This is a genomic window from Luteococcus peritonei (assembly GCF_039526385.1).
In the GTDB taxonomy this organism is placed as follows: Bacteria; Actinomycetota; Actinomycetes; order Propionibacteriales; family Propionibacteriaceae; genus Luteococcus; species Luteococcus peritonei.
This window is the reverse complement of sequence record NZ_BAAAIX010000028.1, coordinates 175,162-191,581: the sequence shown is the minus strand read 5'-3', so window position 1 is coordinate 191,581 and position 16,420 is coordinate 175,162. Positions and strand designations below refer to the sequence as shown.

General features: G+C 70.6%; 15 protein-coding genes and 1 other RNA gene. 2 read left to right on the top strand and 14 right to left on the bottom strand.

Features of this window, described 5'->3' with window-relative positions:
• Positions 1–64 precede the first annotated feature (64 nt).
• Positions 65–577, top strand: coding sequence for an Rv3235 family protein (locus ABD073_RS12580; RefSeq protein ID WP_343875103.1), 513 nt, complete (start codon positions 65–67; stop codon positions 575–577).
• A gap of 12 nt (positions 578–589) precedes the next feature.
• Here ABD073_RS12580 and secA read toward each other — a convergent pair whose 3' ends face one another.
• Genes secA through ABD073_RS12565 form a run of 3 tightly spaced genes read right to left on the bottom strand, consistent with a single transcriptional unit; the run spans position 590 to position 5,120 of the window.
• On the bottom strand, positions 590–3,337 hold the full coding sequence (secA, locus tag ABD073_RS12575; RefSeq protein WP_455429796.1) for a preprotein translocase subunit SecA: 2,748 nt from the start codon (positions 3,335–3,337) through the stop codon (positions 590–592).
• Between the two features lie 53 nt (positions 3,338–3,390).
• A complete protein-coding gene (locus ABD073_RS12570) occupies positions 3,391–4,629 on the bottom strand; it encodes a winged helix-turn-helix domain-containing protein (protein ID WP_343875101.1) in 1,239 nt (412 codons plus the stop codon).
• Positions 4,629–5,120, bottom strand: coding sequence for an NUDIX hydrolase (locus ABD073_RS12565; protein ID WP_343875100.1), 492 nt, complete (start codon positions 5,118–5,120; stop codon positions 4,629–4,631). Before ABD073_RS12565 ends, ABD073_RS12570 begins: the two co-directional genes overlap by 1 nt.
• 72 nt (positions 5,121–5,192) lie before the next feature.
• Between ABD073_RS12565 and ABD073_RS12560 the strand changes: the two genes are divergently transcribed.
• The gene (locus tag ABD073_RS12560) at positions 5,193–5,891 is read left to right on the top strand and encodes a type 1 glutamine amidotransferase (protein WP_343875099.1); all 699 of its coding nucleotides are present in this window, start codon (positions 5,193–5,195) and stop codon (positions 5,889–5,891) included.
• An 81-nt stretch (positions 5,892–5,972) separates the two neighbouring features.
• On the opposite strand, the gene hpf is transcribed toward ABD073_RS12560, so the two are convergent.
• From hpf to smpB, 11 genes are all read right to left on the bottom strand, one after another.
• Positions 5,973–6,572 (bottom strand): ribosome hibernation-promoting factor, HPF/YfiA family, encoded by a 600-nt coding sequence (hpf, locus tag ABD073_RS12555; RefSeq protein WP_343875097.1) that lies wholly within the window; start codon positions 6,570–6,572, stop codon positions 5,973–5,975.
• Positions 6,573–6,693: 121 nt separating this feature from the next.
• Positions 6,694–7,386 carry a ComF family protein gene (locus tag ABD073_RS12550; protein WP_343875094.1) on the bottom strand — a complete coding sequence of 231 codons (693 nt, stop codon included), beginning with the start codon at positions 7,384–7,386 and terminating at the stop codon, positions 6,694–6,696.
• A 68-nt stretch (positions 7,387–7,454) separates the two neighbouring features.
• On the bottom strand, positions 7,455–9,185 hold the full coding sequence (locus tag ABD073_RS12545) for an LpqB family beta-propeller domain-containing protein (protein WP_343875093.1): 1,731 nt from the start codon (positions 9,183–9,185) through the stop codon (positions 7,455–7,457).
• A complete protein-coding gene (gene mtrB / locus ABD073_RS12540) occupies positions 9,182–10,657 on the bottom strand; it encodes an MtrAB system histidine kinase MtrB (protein ID WP_386751560.1) in 1,476 nt (491 codons plus the stop codon). Before mtrB ends, ABD073_RS12545 begins: the two co-directional genes overlap by 4 nt.
• 94 nt (positions 10,658–10,751) lie before the next feature.
• A complete protein-coding gene (mtrA, locus tag ABD073_RS12535; RefSeq protein ID WP_343875090.1) occupies positions 10,752–11,474 on the bottom strand; it encodes an MtrAB system response regulator MtrA in 723 nt (240 codons plus the stop codon).
• A 58-nt stretch (positions 11,475–11,532) separates the two neighbouring features.
• A complete protein-coding gene (locus ABD073_RS12530) occupies positions 11,533–12,093 on the bottom strand; it encodes a YqgE/AlgH family protein (protein WP_343875153.1) in 561 nt (186 codons plus the stop codon).
• A gap of 412 nt (positions 12,094–12,505) precedes the next feature.
• Positions 12,506–12,875, bottom strand: a transfer-messenger RNA (tmRNA) gene (gene ssrA, locus ABD073_RS12525).
• Between the two features lie 86 nt (positions 12,876–12,961).
• Positions 12,962–13,612 carry a DUF1707 and DUF4870 domain-containing protein gene (locus ABD073_RS12520; protein ID WP_343875089.1) on the bottom strand — a complete coding sequence of 217 codons (651 nt, stop codon included), beginning with the start codon at positions 13,610–13,612 and terminating at the stop codon, positions 12,962–12,964.
• Between the two features lie 68 nt (positions 13,613–13,680).
• Positions 13,681–14,055 carry an FKBP-type peptidyl-prolyl cis-trans isomerase gene (locus tag ABD073_RS12515; protein ID WP_343875087.1) on the bottom strand — a complete coding sequence of 125 codons (375 nt, stop codon included), beginning with the start codon at positions 14,053–14,055 and terminating at the stop codon, positions 13,681–13,683.
• Positions 14,056–14,084: 29 nt separating this feature from the next.
• Entirely contained in the window at positions 14,085–15,908 is a 1,824-nt protein-coding gene (locus ABD073_RS12510) for a DUF2207 domain-containing protein (RefSeq protein WP_343875085.1), read from the bottom strand.
• The gene (gene smpB / locus ABD073_RS12505; RefSeq protein WP_343875083.1) at positions 15,905–16,384 is read right to left on the bottom strand and encodes an SsrA-binding protein SmpB; all 480 of its coding nucleotides are present in this window, start codon (positions 16,382–16,384) and stop codon (positions 15,905–15,907) included. Before smpB ends, ABD073_RS12510 begins: the two co-directional genes overlap by 4 nt.
• Positions 16,385–16,420 lie beyond the last annotated feature (36 nt).

Below are 16,420 nucleotides of genomic sequence, written 5' to 3'. Positions count from 1 at the left end.
AGTTGTCCACAGATCTCGGCCCGATGGTTGTGCCGCCGCGACCCCTGGGGCTTGGCTGTCGCCCATGAACCGACCCGTGCTGATCGACGTCAAGGGCCTTGCGGTGCTGCTGGCTCAGCCACCGCACCCCGCCTCGTCCGCCAGGACCGCGCCGCCGCAGGATCCACTGCCGCTGGCCGAGCTGCAGTCCGGTGGCGACGACCCTCCGACGGCGCCCAGCGATCCCCATGCCGAGCAGGTGGGCCGGCTGCTGGGGGCCGCCGCGGCCCAACTGCTGGAGGTGCTGCAGGGGCGACGCACCGCCCACCAGCTGGCGGGCTGGGTGGAGGAGGCCCCTCGCGAGTTGCTGGCGGCCTGGTCACGACGACGGTCCTGGCAGGGAACGGGGATCGTCTCGGTGCGGGGCTCGCGCACCTCCCCACGGGTCCTGGAGGGCTGGATCCACCTGGCCGAACGGACCGAGCGGCGGGGGCCGCGGCACTTCTGCGCGGTGGTTCGCCTGGAGCACGGACACGGCCGGTGGGTGGTCACCTGTTTCCAGGTGGTCCTCCCGCCGGCCGTGGCCGAGGTGGCGTGACAGCCGGGGCGTTCAGCCCTGGCCGTGGCAGGCCTTGTACTTCTTGCCGGAGCCGCAGGGGCAGGGCTGGTTGCGCCCGGTGCCCTCGTACTCGTCGGGGGTGGGCTCGGCGCGACGGGCCTCGGCCTCACCGGTCTCGTCGGGAGCGGTGTAGGTGAGGTTCTCGGCACGGTGGCCGCCCAGGCCCTTGGCCTCGATCTGCGCCCCGGCGGAGGTGGCACGGGCCAGCAGCGCATCGGCATCCAGCGCCTGGCCGTCCGCACCGGTCACCAGCCCCACCTGCGGGGCGTTGACCTGCACCTCCAGGTTGAACAGGTAGCCGACGACCTCCTCCATGAAGGCCTCCATCATGGCGTTGAACATCTGGCCACCCTCGCGCTGGTACTCCACCAGCGGGTCGCGCTGCGCCATGGCGCGCAGGCCGATGCCCTCGCGCAGGTAGTCCATCTCGTACAGGTGCTCGCGCCACTTGCGGTCCAGCACGGTGAGCAGCACCTGGCGCTCCAGCTCGCGCATGTTCTCGGCGCCCAGCTCCTGCTCGCGCTCGTCGTAGGCGCCCTGGACATCCTCGAGGAAGGCGTCCACCATCTCCTGCTGGTCGCTCTCCCCCACCCACTCGTCCTTGACCAGGGCCACCGGGTAGAGGGTGGACATCTCGGCCCACAGCGCGTCCAGGTCCCAGTCCTCGGAGAAGCCGGTGGTGTGGTTGCGCACCACGGCCTCCACGACGCGGTTGGTGGTCTCGCGCAGCTGCTGCTCCACGTCGGCGCCCTCGAGCACCTTGCGGCGGTCGGCATAGATGGCGTGGCGCTGGCGGTTCATCACGTCGTCGTACTTGAGGACGTTCTTGCGGATCTCGAAGTTCTGCGCCTCCACCTGCTTCTGGGCGCTCTCGATGGAGTTGGAGATCCACTTGTGCTCGATGGGCTGGTCGTCGGGCACCTTGAGGCTGATCATGGCGCGCTCGACGACGTCGGCCTTGAACAGCCGCATCAGGTCGTCACCCAGGCTCAGGTAGAAGCGGGACTCGCCCGGGTCGCCCTGACGGCCGGAACGACCACGCAGCTGGTTGTCGATGCGGCGCGACTCGTGGCGCTCGGAACCCACCACGTAGAGGCCGCCGGCCTCGGAGACCACCTCGTGCTCGGCGGCCACCTGCTCCTCCACCGAGGCCAGGGTCTCGGCCCAGGCGGCCTCGTAGTCCTCCGGCGTGTCCACCGGGTCCAGGCCCTTGGTGCGCAGCAGCTGGTCGGCGATGAACTCGGCATTGCCACCCAGCATGATGTCGGTGCCTCGACCGGCCATGTTGGTGGCCACGGTCACGGCGCCCTTGCGGCCGGCCATCGCGACGATCGCCGCCTCGCGCTCGTGGTGCTTGGCGTTCAGCACCTCGTGCGGCACGCCGGCGCGGGTGAGCATCTGCGAGATGATCTCGGACTTGTTGACGCTGGCGGTACCGATCAGCACGGGCTGACCGGCCTGGTGGCGCTCGGCCACGTCGGCCACCACGGCCTCGAACTTGGCCTGCTCGGTGCGGTAGATCAGGTCCTTCTGGTCGATGCGGATCATCGGCCGGTTGGTGGGGATGACCACCACGCCCAGGCCGTAGATCTTCTGGAACTCGCTCTCCTCGGTCTTGGCCGTGCCGGTCATGCCGGAGAGCTTGTCGTACATGCGGAAGAAGTTCTGCAGGGTGATCGTGGCGAGCGTCTGGTACTCGTCCTTGATCTCCACCGACTCCTTGGCCTCGAGCGCCTGGTGCAGGCCCTCGTTGTAGCGGCGGCCCTGCAGGGTGCGGCCGGTGTGCTCGTCGACGATGAGCACCTCGCCCTCGATCACCACGTAGTCCTTGTCGCGCTTGAACAGCTCCTTGGCCTTGATGGCATTGTTCAGGTAGCTGATCAGCGGGGTGTTGGCGCTCTCGTAGAGGTTCTCGATGCCGAGCCGGTCCTCCACCTTCTCGATGCCGGGCGCCAGCACCGCGATGGTCTTCTTCTTCTCGTCCACCTCGTAGTCGGTGTCGCGCACCAGGCGGGTGGCGAGCTTGGCGAACTCGGGGTACCAGTCGTGGTTGTCCTCGGCCGGGCCTGAGATGATCAGCGGGGTACGCGCCTCGTCCACCAGGATCGAGTCCACCTCGTCGACGATGGCGAAGTGGTGGCCGCGCTGGACGCACTCCTCCAGGCTGAGCGCCATGTTGTCGCGCAGGTAGTCGAAACCGAACTCGTTGTTGGTGCCGTAGGTGATGTCGCACTGGTAGGCCTGACGACGCTCGGCCGGGTCCATGTTGGACAGGATGACGCCGACGCTGAGCCCCAGGAAGTGGTGCACGCGGCCCATCTGCTCGCTCTGGTACTTGGCCAAGTAGTCGTTCACCGTGACCACGTGGACGCCCTTGCCGGTGATGGCGTTCAGGTAGGCCGGGGCCAGCGCGACGATGGTCTTGCCCTCACCGGTCTTCATCTCGGCGATGTTGCCCAGGTGCAGGGCGGCGCCACCCATCATCTGCACGTCGTAGGGGCGCTTGCCCAGCACGCGACGGCAGGCCTCGCGCATGGTGGCGAAGGCCTCGGGCAGCAGGTCGTCCAGGCTCTCCCCCTCCGCATGGCGCTGGCGGAAGTGATCGGTCTGATCCTTGAGCTCCTCATCGCTCATCTCGAGGTAGTCGTCCTCGATGATGTTGACCTGGTCGGCGATCTTGGCCAGCTTCTTCAGCGTGCGGCCTTCGCCGGCACTGAGCAGGCGGTCCATGAAGCTCACGAGTGCAGTTTCCTTTTCCACGATGACGGGACGGTACCCATACCCGCCCCAGTCTAGGGGGTGGCCGGAGCCATCGCCCCATGCAGCGCCGCCGCCAGGTCGCCACGGGCGCCGATCTCCACCTCGCCGAGCCCCAGCCACGCGGCCAGCTCGCGCAGCTCTGCGGCCAGTTCGCGGACCACCTGAGCTGTCTCGTGCGGGCAGCCCGGTTCGGCCCAGCTGGACAGCACCCGCAGCACCCCGGCCCGACGATCCGCCTTGAGGTCCACCCGGGCGGCGAAGTGCTCGTCCAGCAGGAAGCAGTAGACGTAGTAGCCGTGGCGACGCTGGGCGGCCGGCACGTAGATCTCGATCCGGTAGTCCAGGTCGAACAGCGCCAGTGCCCGGGAGCGCTCGAAGATCAACGAGTCGAAGGGGCTGACCAGGGCGCGCCCGGTGATGCGACGCGGGATCCTGGCGGCGGGCAGCTCCTGGTTGCCCTTCCACAGCCAGGCCTGCGGCTTCCATCCCCGCACCCGCACCGGCTCCAGCTCTCCCAACTGCTCCAGCTCGGCAATCGCGGCACGGGTCTCGGCGCGGGAGAGCCGGAAGTAGTCGGCCAGGCAGGCCTCACTGGCCACGCCCAGGGCGCGGGCCGCACGACGCACCAGGATGACGTGTGCCTGGTGGTCATCGGGCGTGGGGGTGGCCACCACCTCGGCGGGCAGCACCCGCTCGGGCAGGTCGTAGCGGCGCTCGAAGGCGGCATTGCGGCTGGCGGCGGTGATCCGGCCGGACCAGAAGTGCCACTCCAGGGCGCGCTTGGTGGCCGACCAGTTCCAGCCCCAGTGGCTGCGGTCGCGCTGCTCCTCGTACTCGATCTCGCGCGCGGTGACCGGGCCCCGCTCGCGCACCTCGTCGAGCACGAAGTCCACCAGTCCCGGGTGCTCCTCGACGACGCGGCGGATCCCGCCCCAGGCCTCGCCGCGGGCCCGCGCCATCCGGAAGCGAAGCGCCGGCTCCAGCCGGACGTCCACCAGGCTGGCGGCATGGCCCCAGTACTCGAAGAGCCGTCGGGGGCGACGGCTGGCGGCCCGCTCCAGCAGGCCCACGTCGTAGGCCCCGAGCCGGCTGTAGAGCGGCATCTGGTGGGCCCGGGCCAGCACCGAGATGGAGTCGATCTGGAACTGGGCCAGCCGGTCGATCTCGCCCTGCACCTCGCGCATGGTGACCGGCCGATCCCGCCGGGGTCGTCCGAAGCCCTGTGCCGCCAGCGCGATGCGACGGGCCTGCGGCAGGCTGATCTCGCGCATCACAGCCCCGCCTGCGGAGCGTCGACCACCGGGGGATCGATCTGCGGGGCGTCGAGCAGTCCGGCGGTGTGCAGCATCCAGTCCACCCCCGGCACCCGCTCCAGGCCCGCCACCTCGGCCAGGTCGAACCAGGCCGCCATGTCGCTGGAGCCGTCCACCTCGAAGCGCAGCTCGCCACCCAGCAGGCGCGCCTCGTGGAAGACCTGCACGGCGCGCATCGGCCGCTGCGAGGGATGCAGCCGCTCGCTCGCCGGGATGTCGATGGTGCGCACCGCCAGCAGCCCCACCAGTTCCACCCGGTAGCCGCTCTCCTCCAGCACCTCGCGGACGGTCCCGTCCTCGATGCTCTCGCCGTACTCGATGCCGCCGCCGGGCACGGTCCACAGCGGCCCCTCGGGTCCCACCCAGCGGCTCAGCAGGATCCGTCCGGCCTGGTCGCGGACCAGGGCGTAGCCGGCCAGCCGGGTGTCGTAGTCGGTGTAGTCCAGCACGTCGGCGAGCCTAGCCGCCGCGCCACGGCATCGAGGCGAGTCCCAACACCGCGGGCCACTAGGCTCGACGCCATGGCCAAGAAACCCCGCATCACCGTCCTGCAGCCCGATCCGGTCGTCCCGCTGGAGCGCTTCGACGCCTGGCTGCGCACCGGGGTGCGGATCACGCTGATCGATCTGGCCACCAAGGACGTGCCGAACCTGGAGACCATCGGCGACGGCCTGGTGGTGCTGGGCGGCACCATGAGCGTGGAGCACGACGCCCGCTGGGTGCAGCAGGTCAAGGACCTGATGGCCGATGCCCAGGCGATCGACATGCCGGTGCTGGGCATCTGCCTGGGCCACCAGCTGCTGGCCGAGGCGCTGGGCGGCGAAGTCAGCGTGGCCGACGAGCGCGGCCCTGAGGAGGGTCCGGTGGTGCTGGACTGGCTGCCCGGCGCCAGCGAGGATCCGGTGCTGGGCGAGGCGGCACGTTCCGGCGCACCGATGCCGATGTCCCACCACGACGCGGTGGTGCGGCTGCCCGAGGGGGCCGTCGAGCTGGCCCGCAGCACCAGCCACCCGAACCAGGCCTTCCGGCTGGGCTCCGCGGTGGGCGTGCAGTTCCACCCCGAGGCCTCCCCCGAGCTGATGCAGTTCTGGTGGGCCCGTGAGCACGGCAAGAAGTCCACCGCGATGCTGGACCGGATGCGTGAGGCCGACCACCTGGTGGAGCCTGCCGCCCGCAGCATTGCCGAGGGCTTTGCCCGCGAGGTCGTCGAGAACGCCTGAGGCACCGCGACGCTCCCTGGAGCACCACTGCGGCCCGGCACCGAGGGGTGCCGGGCCGCAGTGGTGCTGCCGGGTGTGGGTTCAGGCCTGTTCGGCCAGCCGGATCACGCCGTAGTCGTAGCCCTTGCGGCGGTAGACCACGCTGGGCTGGTTCTTGTCGGCGTCCACGTACAGGAAGAAGTCGTGGCCCACCAGCTCCATCTCGTCCAGCGCCTGGGCGAGGGTCAGAGGGCTGGCCGGGAACTCCTTCTCGCGCACCACCAGCGGTCCGTTGCCGGTGACCTCGATACCGGCCACGGTGCGCGTGGGCACCGCCTCGTCCTCGGCGACCGGCTCGGGCGCGATCTGGGCGAGGACGTCGTGGCCCCGCAGCCCGCGATGGTTCTTGCGCCGGTCGCTGGCCTTGCGCAGCTGGGTCTTCAGCTTCTCCAGCGCCTTCTCGAAGGCCACCCGCTTGTCGTCGGCATGGGCCTCCGCCCGGATCACCGGCCCGCGGCTGCGCATGGTGATGTCGCACACCACGTCGTCGTCGGGGCTGCCCTTGGCATTGTTGGCGGTGAACTCGATCTCGGTCCTGATCACACGATCCCTGAGCTTCTCGACGCTGGCGATCCGCTCGGTGACCTGCTCGCGCAGGTCGTCGCTGACGGTGCAGTGACGGCCCGTGACGATGATGTCCATGTGATCCTCCTTGCTAGGAGGTCGGTGCCTGCGCACCGACCGCATCTATGACGATGGCACGACCCCGCGAGGCCCCCACGAATCGCTCCGGAGACTCCACTGGTCGTGCCATGCCGATACGTTACCGCTGCTCAGAACGGATTTCAGGAGTTCGGGGCGAAATGTGCAGCGACTTTGTGCGTTGTGCCACGACGGCTGCCCCGAGCACCTCCCAGCCCGCTGCCAGCAGGCTGCGGCGGGCCTCCGCGAGGCTGGCTCCGGTGGTGCACACGTCGTCGACCAGGATGGCGCGGCCGGGCGGGCGCACGGGCCTGGCGGTCATGCTCCCGCGCTGGTTGGCGGCGCGCTGGCCGCGTCCCAGACCGGCCTGGTCCGCCACGCTCGTCCCACGTCGCAGGGCCGGCAGCACGCGCGGACGGCCGGGCAGCCGGACCGAGGCGGCGCGTGCCAGCGCCCGCGCGTGGTCATAACCCCGCTCCCGCACCGCCCGGGGCGAAGAGGGCAGCGGCACCAGCACCACCGCACCGTCGCGCGGCAGCAGCGGGCTTGCTGCCACGGCGAGCTGGGCCCCCAGCACCCCGGCCAGCAGCCAGCTCCCCCGGTCCTTGTGGGCACTGACCATCTCGCGCAGCGCACCCTCGTGCACGCCGGCCGACCAGCACTCCAGACCAGCTGGCAGCGCCCCGGCATCCTCGACGCGCAACGGCCGGTCCGCCAGCCCGGCGCGACAGTCCGGGCACAGCAGCAGACCTGGGCGCGCGCACCCCGGACAACGGGCGCCGAGCAGCAGGTCGGCCAGGTCGTCGAGCAGCATGCCCCGAGGCTCGCGCGGCTCGTCGCCCGACGCAAGGGGGCTGTGGACGGCGGCGGCCTGTGGACAACTCAGGAGGGAAAGTCGACGGCCTGCACCCGGCCCGGCAGGCTGCTCCAGCGCCAGGCGGTCTCGAAGCGCAGCAGCTCCCCGGATGCGGTGAGCAGCATCGCCGAGGTGCCTTCCAGGCGCGGCTGCGTGGCGAGCCCGGCCAGGACCTGGTCGCCGGCAGGACCGACGGCCTCGATCAGGGCACCGTCCGCACTGACCAGGTGGGCGGTGGCGCGTTCGCTGGGCTGCGGGCTGGCCAGCACCATCAGCTGGCCCGGCCCCACCCATCCCACGTCGGCGATGCTGGACAGCTTCTGCTGGTTCACCTGCAGCAGCAGCGGCCGGTAGCCGTCGAGCCGGCCCTCGCGCAGCCGCAGCAGGCCCAGCTCGGTCGCGCTCCCGCGTCGCAGCACCACCGCCATGCTCGACTCGTCGGGCGAGATGCTGAAGCCCAGCAGGGTGGTCCCCCGCAACTCCTGCACCGCCACCCGATGCGCGGGCCCGGTGCGTCCCGCCTGCCACAGGGCCTGGGAGGCGTCCCCGGGAACCATCGCCCACAGCTGGCCGCGCGGGGTCATGTGCGGGCGGGAGATCCCGGCGGCACTCAGCCGCACCTCCGCGTCGTTGCGCCCGATGGTGGCGCTGACCAGCCGCCGTCGCTGCCGGTCCACGACGGCCACCGTGCCGGAACTGGAGGAGGCCGAGACCTCGGCGGCGCGCTCACTGGCCGACGGCGAGCCGAAGGCCCCGCCCAGGGCGGAGAAGGTGCCCTGCTCGTCCAGCCGCCCCACCAGGCCGTCCTGCACCGCGAAGGGCTGCTGGCCGGCGCTGGTGGCCACCGGCGAGAGGTCTGGCAGGTTGGCGACCGCGACCTCGCCGGTGGCGGACTGGCCCGGCACCGCCCAGGGCTCACCGTTGGCCAGGATGCGCAGCGCGGTGATGTCGCCGAAGTGGCGCAGCGTCCAGGCCAGCTGCACGGCCAGCTGGGTCCGCCGGGCGTCCGACAGGCCCGCCAGCGAGCCGTCCAGCGGCACCTCGGCCACCCCGTCGGTCACCGTGACCGCCGGCAGCGTGAGCTTCGCCCCGGTGGGGATCGCGGTGCTGACGGCCGGCGCGAGCCAGTCCGAGGGGCCCCGCAGCAGGGCCTGCACCGCCTGCGTCGGGGTGATCGGGTTGGCGGCCAGCCAGACCCGTTCCGGCACGACGCTGGAGCCGTTCGCGCCCAGGAACCACACGTCGGCCGGTGTGAAGCGGTTGCGCAGGGTGTACTGGCTGACCAGCAGGCCCTGCGGCGGGTTGGAGATGCGCCACTGCCCGTCCACCTGCTGCATGGTGAAGTTGTGGCGTAGCTGGCTGCCGCCCTGGGCGCTGTAGTGGCCCTCGGCGTCGAGCCGGCCCACGACCCGGGCCTGCAGGCCGGCGGTGGTGCTGCCGGGCAGGTTGGAGCGGGTGTCCCCGTCGAAGACCGTCACCCCGGCCGCGGGATTCCACTCCTGGGCCGCCCGGGGCGTCAGGTACTGCCGCGCGACGGCATAGTCCGGATCCTGGGAGGCCATGGCATCGATGAAGCCGGCCATCACCACGTCGGGCGAGCCGTCGGGCTGCGGCGGCACGGCGCGCACCTGCACGCCGCCTTCCACGCGGGTCTGGGTGCCGGGCGAGACCTGCTCCACCGGACCGCTGGTGGGCACGCCCGCGCAGCCGGCCAGCGCCAGCGTCGTGACGGCCGCCAACAACGCGCGGCCCCTCATGCCCGGCTCCCCGTGGCATGGTCTGCGGGCATCAGCGGCAACGGGCTGGCCGTCACCTGCGCACCGGCGAGGCGTGGCACCACCAACAGGAACTGGGCCCCGTGGCGGGGCTCTCCCCAGGCACGCAACCAGCCGTGGTGCAGCTGCGCATCCTCCAGTGAGATGGCCAGGCCCAGGCCGGTGCCGCCCACCGCGCGGGTACGGCTGGGGTCGGCACGCCAGAAGCGGTCGAAGACGTGCTCTCCCTCCTGGCTGGTGAAGCCCACGCCGTAGTCGCGCACCGCGACGGCGAGCGCCTGGTCGTCGGCGGCGACCGTGACGCGGATCGGGCGGTGCTCGCCGTGCTCGATGGCATTGGTCACCAGGTTGCGCACCACGCGGGTGATGCGGCGACCGTCCACCGCTGCGGTGGCGCGCTCGGGGGCCTCCAGCAGGAGTTCGCTGCCCATCCTCTCCGCGAAGGGGCGCTGGGCATCGAGCTCGCGGCGCACCAGGGCCACCACGTCGGTCTCCTCCTGGCTCAGCACGGCCGCGCCGGCGTCGAAACGGCTGATCTCCAGCAGGTCGGCCAGCATGGACTCGAAGCGGTCCAGCTCGTCGTGCATCAGCTCGGTGGAGCGGGCCGCGAAGGGCTCCAGGTCCTCGCGCTGCTCGAAGAGCATGTCCGCCGCCATCCGGACCGTTGTGAGCGGCGTGCGCAGCTCGTGGGAGACGTCGGAGACGAACTGCCGCTGCACCTTGCTCAGCTCCTCCAGCTGGCCGATCTGGCTCTTCAGCTCCCCTGCCATGTCGTTCATCGACGTGGCCAGGCTGGCAAGGTCGTCGGTGCCGCGCACCTCCATCCTCTCCTCCAGGTCGCCCGAAGCGATCCGCGAGGCCGCCTGGGAGGCCTGGCGCACCGGTTCGGCCACCTGGCGGGCCACCAGCCAGGCGATCCCGGCCAGACTGACCAGCAGCAGGGCCGAGGTGGAGGCCATGGCACGGCGCAGCACCTCGAGGGTCTGGTTCTCGTGGCTCTCGGGGAAGATGAAGTAGATCGGGTAGGTCTGGCTGCCGGTGGGGGCCTGCAGGGTGGCACCGATCGCCAGACCGGGCTCGTCGGTCCGGGCCGGGTCGGTGTAGTCGACCAGCGTCGGGGTGACGAACATGCCGTCGCCGGAGGCGACCGCCTGGGCCAACGACTCGGGGACGCTCGCCTCGCTGATGTCGGGCGAGACATAGCGAGAGACCGGGCCCTGGATCACCACCCGGTACTGGTTGGGCTGGCCACCCGCCTCGTCCGCCAGCTGGTTGAGCCGCTCGTAGAGGGAGGCGGTGCGCAGGTCGGTGGCCCGCAGCTGGGTCTGCATCCGGTCCAGCGCCGTGGTGGCCTCGGCCACGGCGGAGGCCTTCTTGCCCTCCAGGACGCCATGCGTGGCCTGCCGGAGCAGGAAGAAGCCACCCAGCAGCAGCACCAGTACCGAGCCGGCCAGGGTGAGGGTGATCACCCGCAGCGGGAGCGAGGACCACCACAGGCGACGCGGGACGGCGCGCCAGCCGCGGTGCACCGGACCTGCCGGGAGCGGCTCAGCCATCGAGTGGCCGGGGCTCGCCGGCCCGATAGCCGATGCCTCGCACCGTCACGACGATCTCGGGGTGCTCCGGGTCCCTCTCCACCTTGGAGCGCAGCCGTTGGACATGGACGTTCACCAGCCGGGTGTCCGCGGCATGGCGGTAGCCCCAGACCTCCTGCAGCAAGGTCTCTCGGCTGAAGACCTGCTTGGGCTTGCGGGCCAGGGCGAGCAGAAGGTCGAATTCCAACGGGGTGAGCTGGATGGCAACCTCGCCGCGGCGCACCTGGTGGCCGGTGGTGGAGATCTCCAGGTCACCGATCTGCAGCAGGTCCGGATCGCTGTCCACCTCGGCCGGGTTGCGACGCAGCCGGGTGCGGATCCGGGCGATCAGCTCCTTGGCCTTGAAGGGTTTGCTGACGTAGTCGTCGGCGCCGGCCTCCAGGCCCTGCACCACGTCCATGGTGTCGCTCTTGGCGGTGAGCATCACGATGGGGACGCCGGACTCCTGGCGGATGTCACGGCAGATCTCGATGCCGTCGCGCCCCGGAAGCATCAGGTCCAGCAGGACGAGGTCGGGGCGCTCGGCGCGGAAGGCCTCCACGGCCTTGTCACCGCTACCGCACCACGAGGCCTCGAAGCCCTCCTGGCGCAGCACCATCTGCAGCATCTCCGCCAGCGCCGCGTCGTCGTCGACCACCAGGATGCGACTGCGGGACTTCGCGCTGCTCTCCGTCATGGCTCCCCCATCTCGTTGCTGACCACATCGTAACGGTCTGGTAACCATTCCCCCGTGATCAGTTCGCGTCGGGGTCGTTCGTCCAGGTGCTGAGCCAGGCCAGCTGGCCTCCCTGTCGACGCAGGATGCGCCGCCACAGGCCCTCGGTGCGGGTGCCGAAGATGTCCTCGTCCCGGGCGGGGATCCGGTGCCACTCGCCACGCACCACCTCGGTCTCGAGCTGGCCGGGCTCCCAGCCGGCATAGCCGGCGAAGATCCGCAGGTCCGCGAAGGCGCCCTCGACCAGCTCGACGGGGGTGTCGAGGTGGAGCAGGCCCAGGTCGCCGCGGATCCGACGCCAGCCCGGGGGCTCCTCGGCGGGATCCAGAAGCTTGGCCAGGCAGATCGCACCCGTGGTCGAGACCGGGCCGCCGCTGAACAGCTCCTGCGGCGGGCAGACCAGCGGCTGCCACTGCGGCAGCACCTCGGTGAGCGACGTCTCCGCGATGCGGTTCAGGATGACGCCCAGCGCGCCCGTCTCGTCGCAGTCGAGCAGCAGGATGACGCTCTGCCCCCAGTAGTCGTCGGCCATGGCAGTGGTGGCGAGCAGGAGCTCGCCGGGCCGTGGACGGTTGGGCATCCTCACCCCGCAAGTCTTGCACGCACGGTGGCGCGAGCCCCTTGGGTGCCGGCGCGTGGCCGCACCTTCTGCTCACCGCTGAAGGATCGCGGGCGCGTGGCGGCTCCCAAGCCCTTGGGCCTTTCCCCGCTCGGACGAGCGCTGCGCACGGTCCGCTGCCCGTGCCAGAGGCACAGCGGGGGGCCTGTGACGTCACTGACACACTTTGGTGGGGGTGTACGCCCACCAAACCGCATCATTGTTCATGGTTGTGGTTGGTAGTCCAACCACAACCATGAACGATCCTTGCCTGCCCGGCCCCACGGACCGGCATCGGGCCAGAGAACGCGAAACGGGCCCAATCGAGCAAGCTCGATGGACCCGTCCACGCTCTCGGACCAGCACTTCGTGCTGGCGTCGAGCAACTTCACAGGGGTGGAGGTGGCGGGAATTGAACCCGCGTCCTCAAGAGGCGAACCAGGTCTTCTCCGGGCGCAGTTGACGGTGACGCTTTTCTCGGCCCCTGCACTCGTGTCAACACGTTGCAGACAGGCCCAGTATCAGTTGAGTCCCGATCGACCCCTGACACACAGGTCGATCAGCAAGCCTTCTTGATGAGGCCAGGAACCGGACGGAAGGCTACATCCGGGCTGACCCTTCGGTCACTGCTCAGGCAGCGAGAGCGAAGTCTGCGCGATTGGTGTCGGCAGTTATTGGTTTCCGGGGAACATTAACGAGTTGACCCTGGATTCTCGGCCCGCTTCTCCTGGAACTACCGTCCCAAGTCGAAACCAGTCACCCCCTGTTGAGTTGTTACCACCGGATGCACCACCATCCGGTTCTCTCCATGCTACCCGGCCGCCACGACGGGCGCCAACGGGTTATCCACTCAGGAGCGGGTGAGCTCCCGACGCGTCGGCCGCGGCCCCTCGTCCAGGAAGCGCAGCGGCAGGGCCCGGGTGACCGGGTTGCGCCAGTTCTCGCCGGAGCCGGCGTGCACGGCGCCCAGCAGGCTGAGCACGAACCAGGCCACCGCACCGACGCTGAAGACCACGGCCTCCAGCGGTCCGGACATCAGCAGGCCCGCCGCCATCGCGAGCAGGATGGTGGCCATCTGGAAGTTGAAGGCCTTGGCGGCCTCGTGGCGGGCGTAGCTGCCGCGCCCCGCCATGGCATAGGCGACGCCCGGGCCGACGGCCAGCGTCGCCAGGCCGCTCAGGTGGGCCAGCGAGCCTCCGGCGCGACCGGTCAGGGTGGGGCTCCCGACAGGTCGGCGGCGTGGGGCCAGCAGCGAGGCGCCGGTGCCCACCGGCACCACGGCCAGGCCGCTGAAGGCGGCGTTCAGCTCACGTCGGGTGCGGGCGGTCAGCACCGTCTCCAGGCGCTGGTCCAGCTCGTACTCGGTGAGCCGACCCTCGCCGTAGGCACGCCGCAGGTAGGCCAGCGACCGGTCACGGTCGGTCTCGGTGACCGGCAGCTGCAGCGAGGGATGTTCGAAGGGGCGCAGGCGGCTGACAGGGGCATGGACAATGCTGCTCATGCTCCAAGTCTTGCTCGGCCTGCGCCCCTTCCCCATCGGGGGCGGCCCTGAGGCGTCCCCGAAAGCGGTCACTTGCCGGCCACACCCAGCAGGTCGCAGACGAAGATCAGCGTCTCGCCGGGAGCGATGACGCCACCGGCGCCACGCTCGCCGTAGGCCAGATGGGCGGGAATGACCAGCTTGCGGCGGCCACCCACCTTCATGCCCTGCACGCCCTTGTCCCAGCCCTCGATGACCTGGCCGATGCCGAGGCGGAACTGCAGCGGGCCACGGCCGTAGGAGGAGTCGAACTCCTCGCCGCTGGAGAAGGCGACGCCGACGTAGTGGACGGCGACGGTGTCACCGGCAACGGCCTCCGGGCCGTCGCCGACGGTGATGTCGGTGATCTCGAGGTCAGTGGGCGCGTCGCCCTCGGGGAAGTCGATCTCAGGCTTTTCAGTCATGCCCTCGATACTACCCAGCCGGGCCAGACTCACCAGCTGCCGACGCCGCCTCCGCCACCACCACCGCCGGCGAAGCCGCCACCACCGCCGAAGGAGCTGCCGCCACCGAAACCGGAGCCGGAGCTGCCGATCGAGGTGGGCGGCGGCGGGGCCGGGCTCGCGGCATGGTCGATGGTGCTCAGCGAGTCATTGAAGACGTAGAAGTTCCAGTAGTTGTAGGGGCCGTAGTACCAGACCGGCGGCTCGGCCGAGAGGCGACCCATGCGCACCAGCTGCGCGCACAGGTCCGCCCACCGCTCCGCCAGGCCGAAGGCGATCGCCCAGGGCAGGTAGCGGGAGAAGATGTCCTCCCCCTCCTCGAAGCGCAGCTGGTCCGCCTCGGCGGTGGCCAGGTAGTGGCGGAAGCCCTCCACCTGGTCTGCATAGGCGCGGCCGAGGCCGGTGCGCTGGCCGCGCTGCATCTTGCTGCGCACCACCATCGAGGTGAGGATGACGGGCACCAGTGGCAGCGCGAGCCACAGGATCATGCCGGAGGTGCCGCCGAAGAAGAACCAGGCGAAGGCCAGCATCAGCAGGCCGGAGCAACCGAAGCCGGCGCCGGCGGCGCCCGTGCCACGGGTGAACCAGCGGCGTCGCGCCACCTGGTTGCGCACGCTGGTGACCAGGGCCTCGTGCGCCGAGAGCATGGACCCCTGGCTGGCCAGCTCCACCTCTCCCCCGCCGGTGTAGGCGAACAGCCGCTGCAGCAGCACCTGCTCATGCGGCTCGGTGGCCTTGGAGAAGTCCACCAGCCGAACCCGCGTCGCGCCCGGCTCGGAGGCCAGCTTGACCGCGCCGCGCACCGCGAGGTCGACCAGGGTGGCGGTGGTCTCCTTGGTGTCGATGGCGCCGTCCACCAGCAGGCCGGCCTCGGCCACGCTGATCTGCGGCGGGCTGAAGGCCACCGGGATCTCGATGCGGCCCGTGGGCTTCTCGGCGACGCTCTGGCCCTGGGCCGGCAGCACGCCGGGGGGCAGGCCGACGTAGCGCAGGTCACGACCCTTGCGACGCCAGTAGCGCCAGCCCAGCAGCGGCGAGAGCACCAGGCTCAGCGCACCGGCGCCCAGACCCGCCTGCTGCACCAGCTGCTCGGTGCGGTCGGCACGGGTCACCAGGTCCGGCTGGGTGACCGAGACCTGGCCCTTGGCGATCCTGGCGCCGATGGTCATCACCTCACCGGCCTGCTTCACCGACTGGCGGTACTCACCGGTGCGGCCATTCACCCGGAAGCTGGTGCAGTCGTCGCGGGTCGGCGGCACACCCACATTGCAGTCGACGTCCTTCACCCCACCGGGCACGGTGGCGCTCACCTGGATGTTGCGCACCAGCGGGGTCTCGCCGCTGAGCGCGTCCCAGTAGAACTCGTCGTAGTCCTGCGAGCTGCGCATGGCGCCCTTGACGGTGTAGCTCAGCGTGTAGCTGGCCGTCGGCACTCGAACCGTCTCGGTGGGCGAACCGACGCGAACGGTCAGGTAGGCATTGCGGCCGTCCGTGTCGGTCTGGGTGGTGAACCGGCTGGGCGCGTCGGGGCTGGAGACGCGGATGTCGGTGATCTGGTAGACCGCGTCCGAGCGGTCGTCCCACTTCTCCCGTGTGACGAAGGAGCGGGTGATGCCGTGGCGGCCGACGGAACCGAAGCGGTAGACCAGTGTCTCGGTGACCCGCACGTCGCCAGTGGGCTGCACCGCGTAGTCGATCTTCCAGGAGTCCACCTGGTCGGAGGCGGCCCAGGCGGCCTGGGGGCTCAGCAGGCCGAGCACCGCGAGCACCAGGCCCAGCAGTGCGCCCAGGCGCAGACCTCGTGCCCGGCTCATCCGCGTCGACGCCGGTTGCGGTCGGCCAGTTCGCGCTGGACCTCCCGGTTCAGGTCGCGCTCACGGATGGTCTGGCGCTTGTCCCAGTCCTTCTTGCCGGTGCCCACGGCGATCTCCACCTTGGCGTAGCCGTCGCTGAAGTAGACGCTCAGCGGCACGATGGTGCGGCCCGAGTTGCCGATCTCGCGCTCCAGCTTGTCGATCTCGCGACGGTTCAGCAGCAGCTTGCGGTTGCGCCGGGTGGCGTGGTTGGTCCAGGTGCCGAAGGCGTACTCGGGGATGTGCGCATTGCGCAGCCAGACCTCGCCGTCGTCGATGGTGGCGAAGGCGTCCACCAGGGAGCAGCGGCCGTTGCGCAGGCTCTTCACCTCGGTGCCGGTGAGCACCATGCCGGCCTCGATCTTCTGGCCGATGTGGTAGTCGTGCAGCGCCTTCTTGTTCTGCGCCACCAGCTTGCGGCCCTTTTCGCGTGGCACCTGTGCTCCTGTGCTCGTGGACGGTGACGGGCCCCC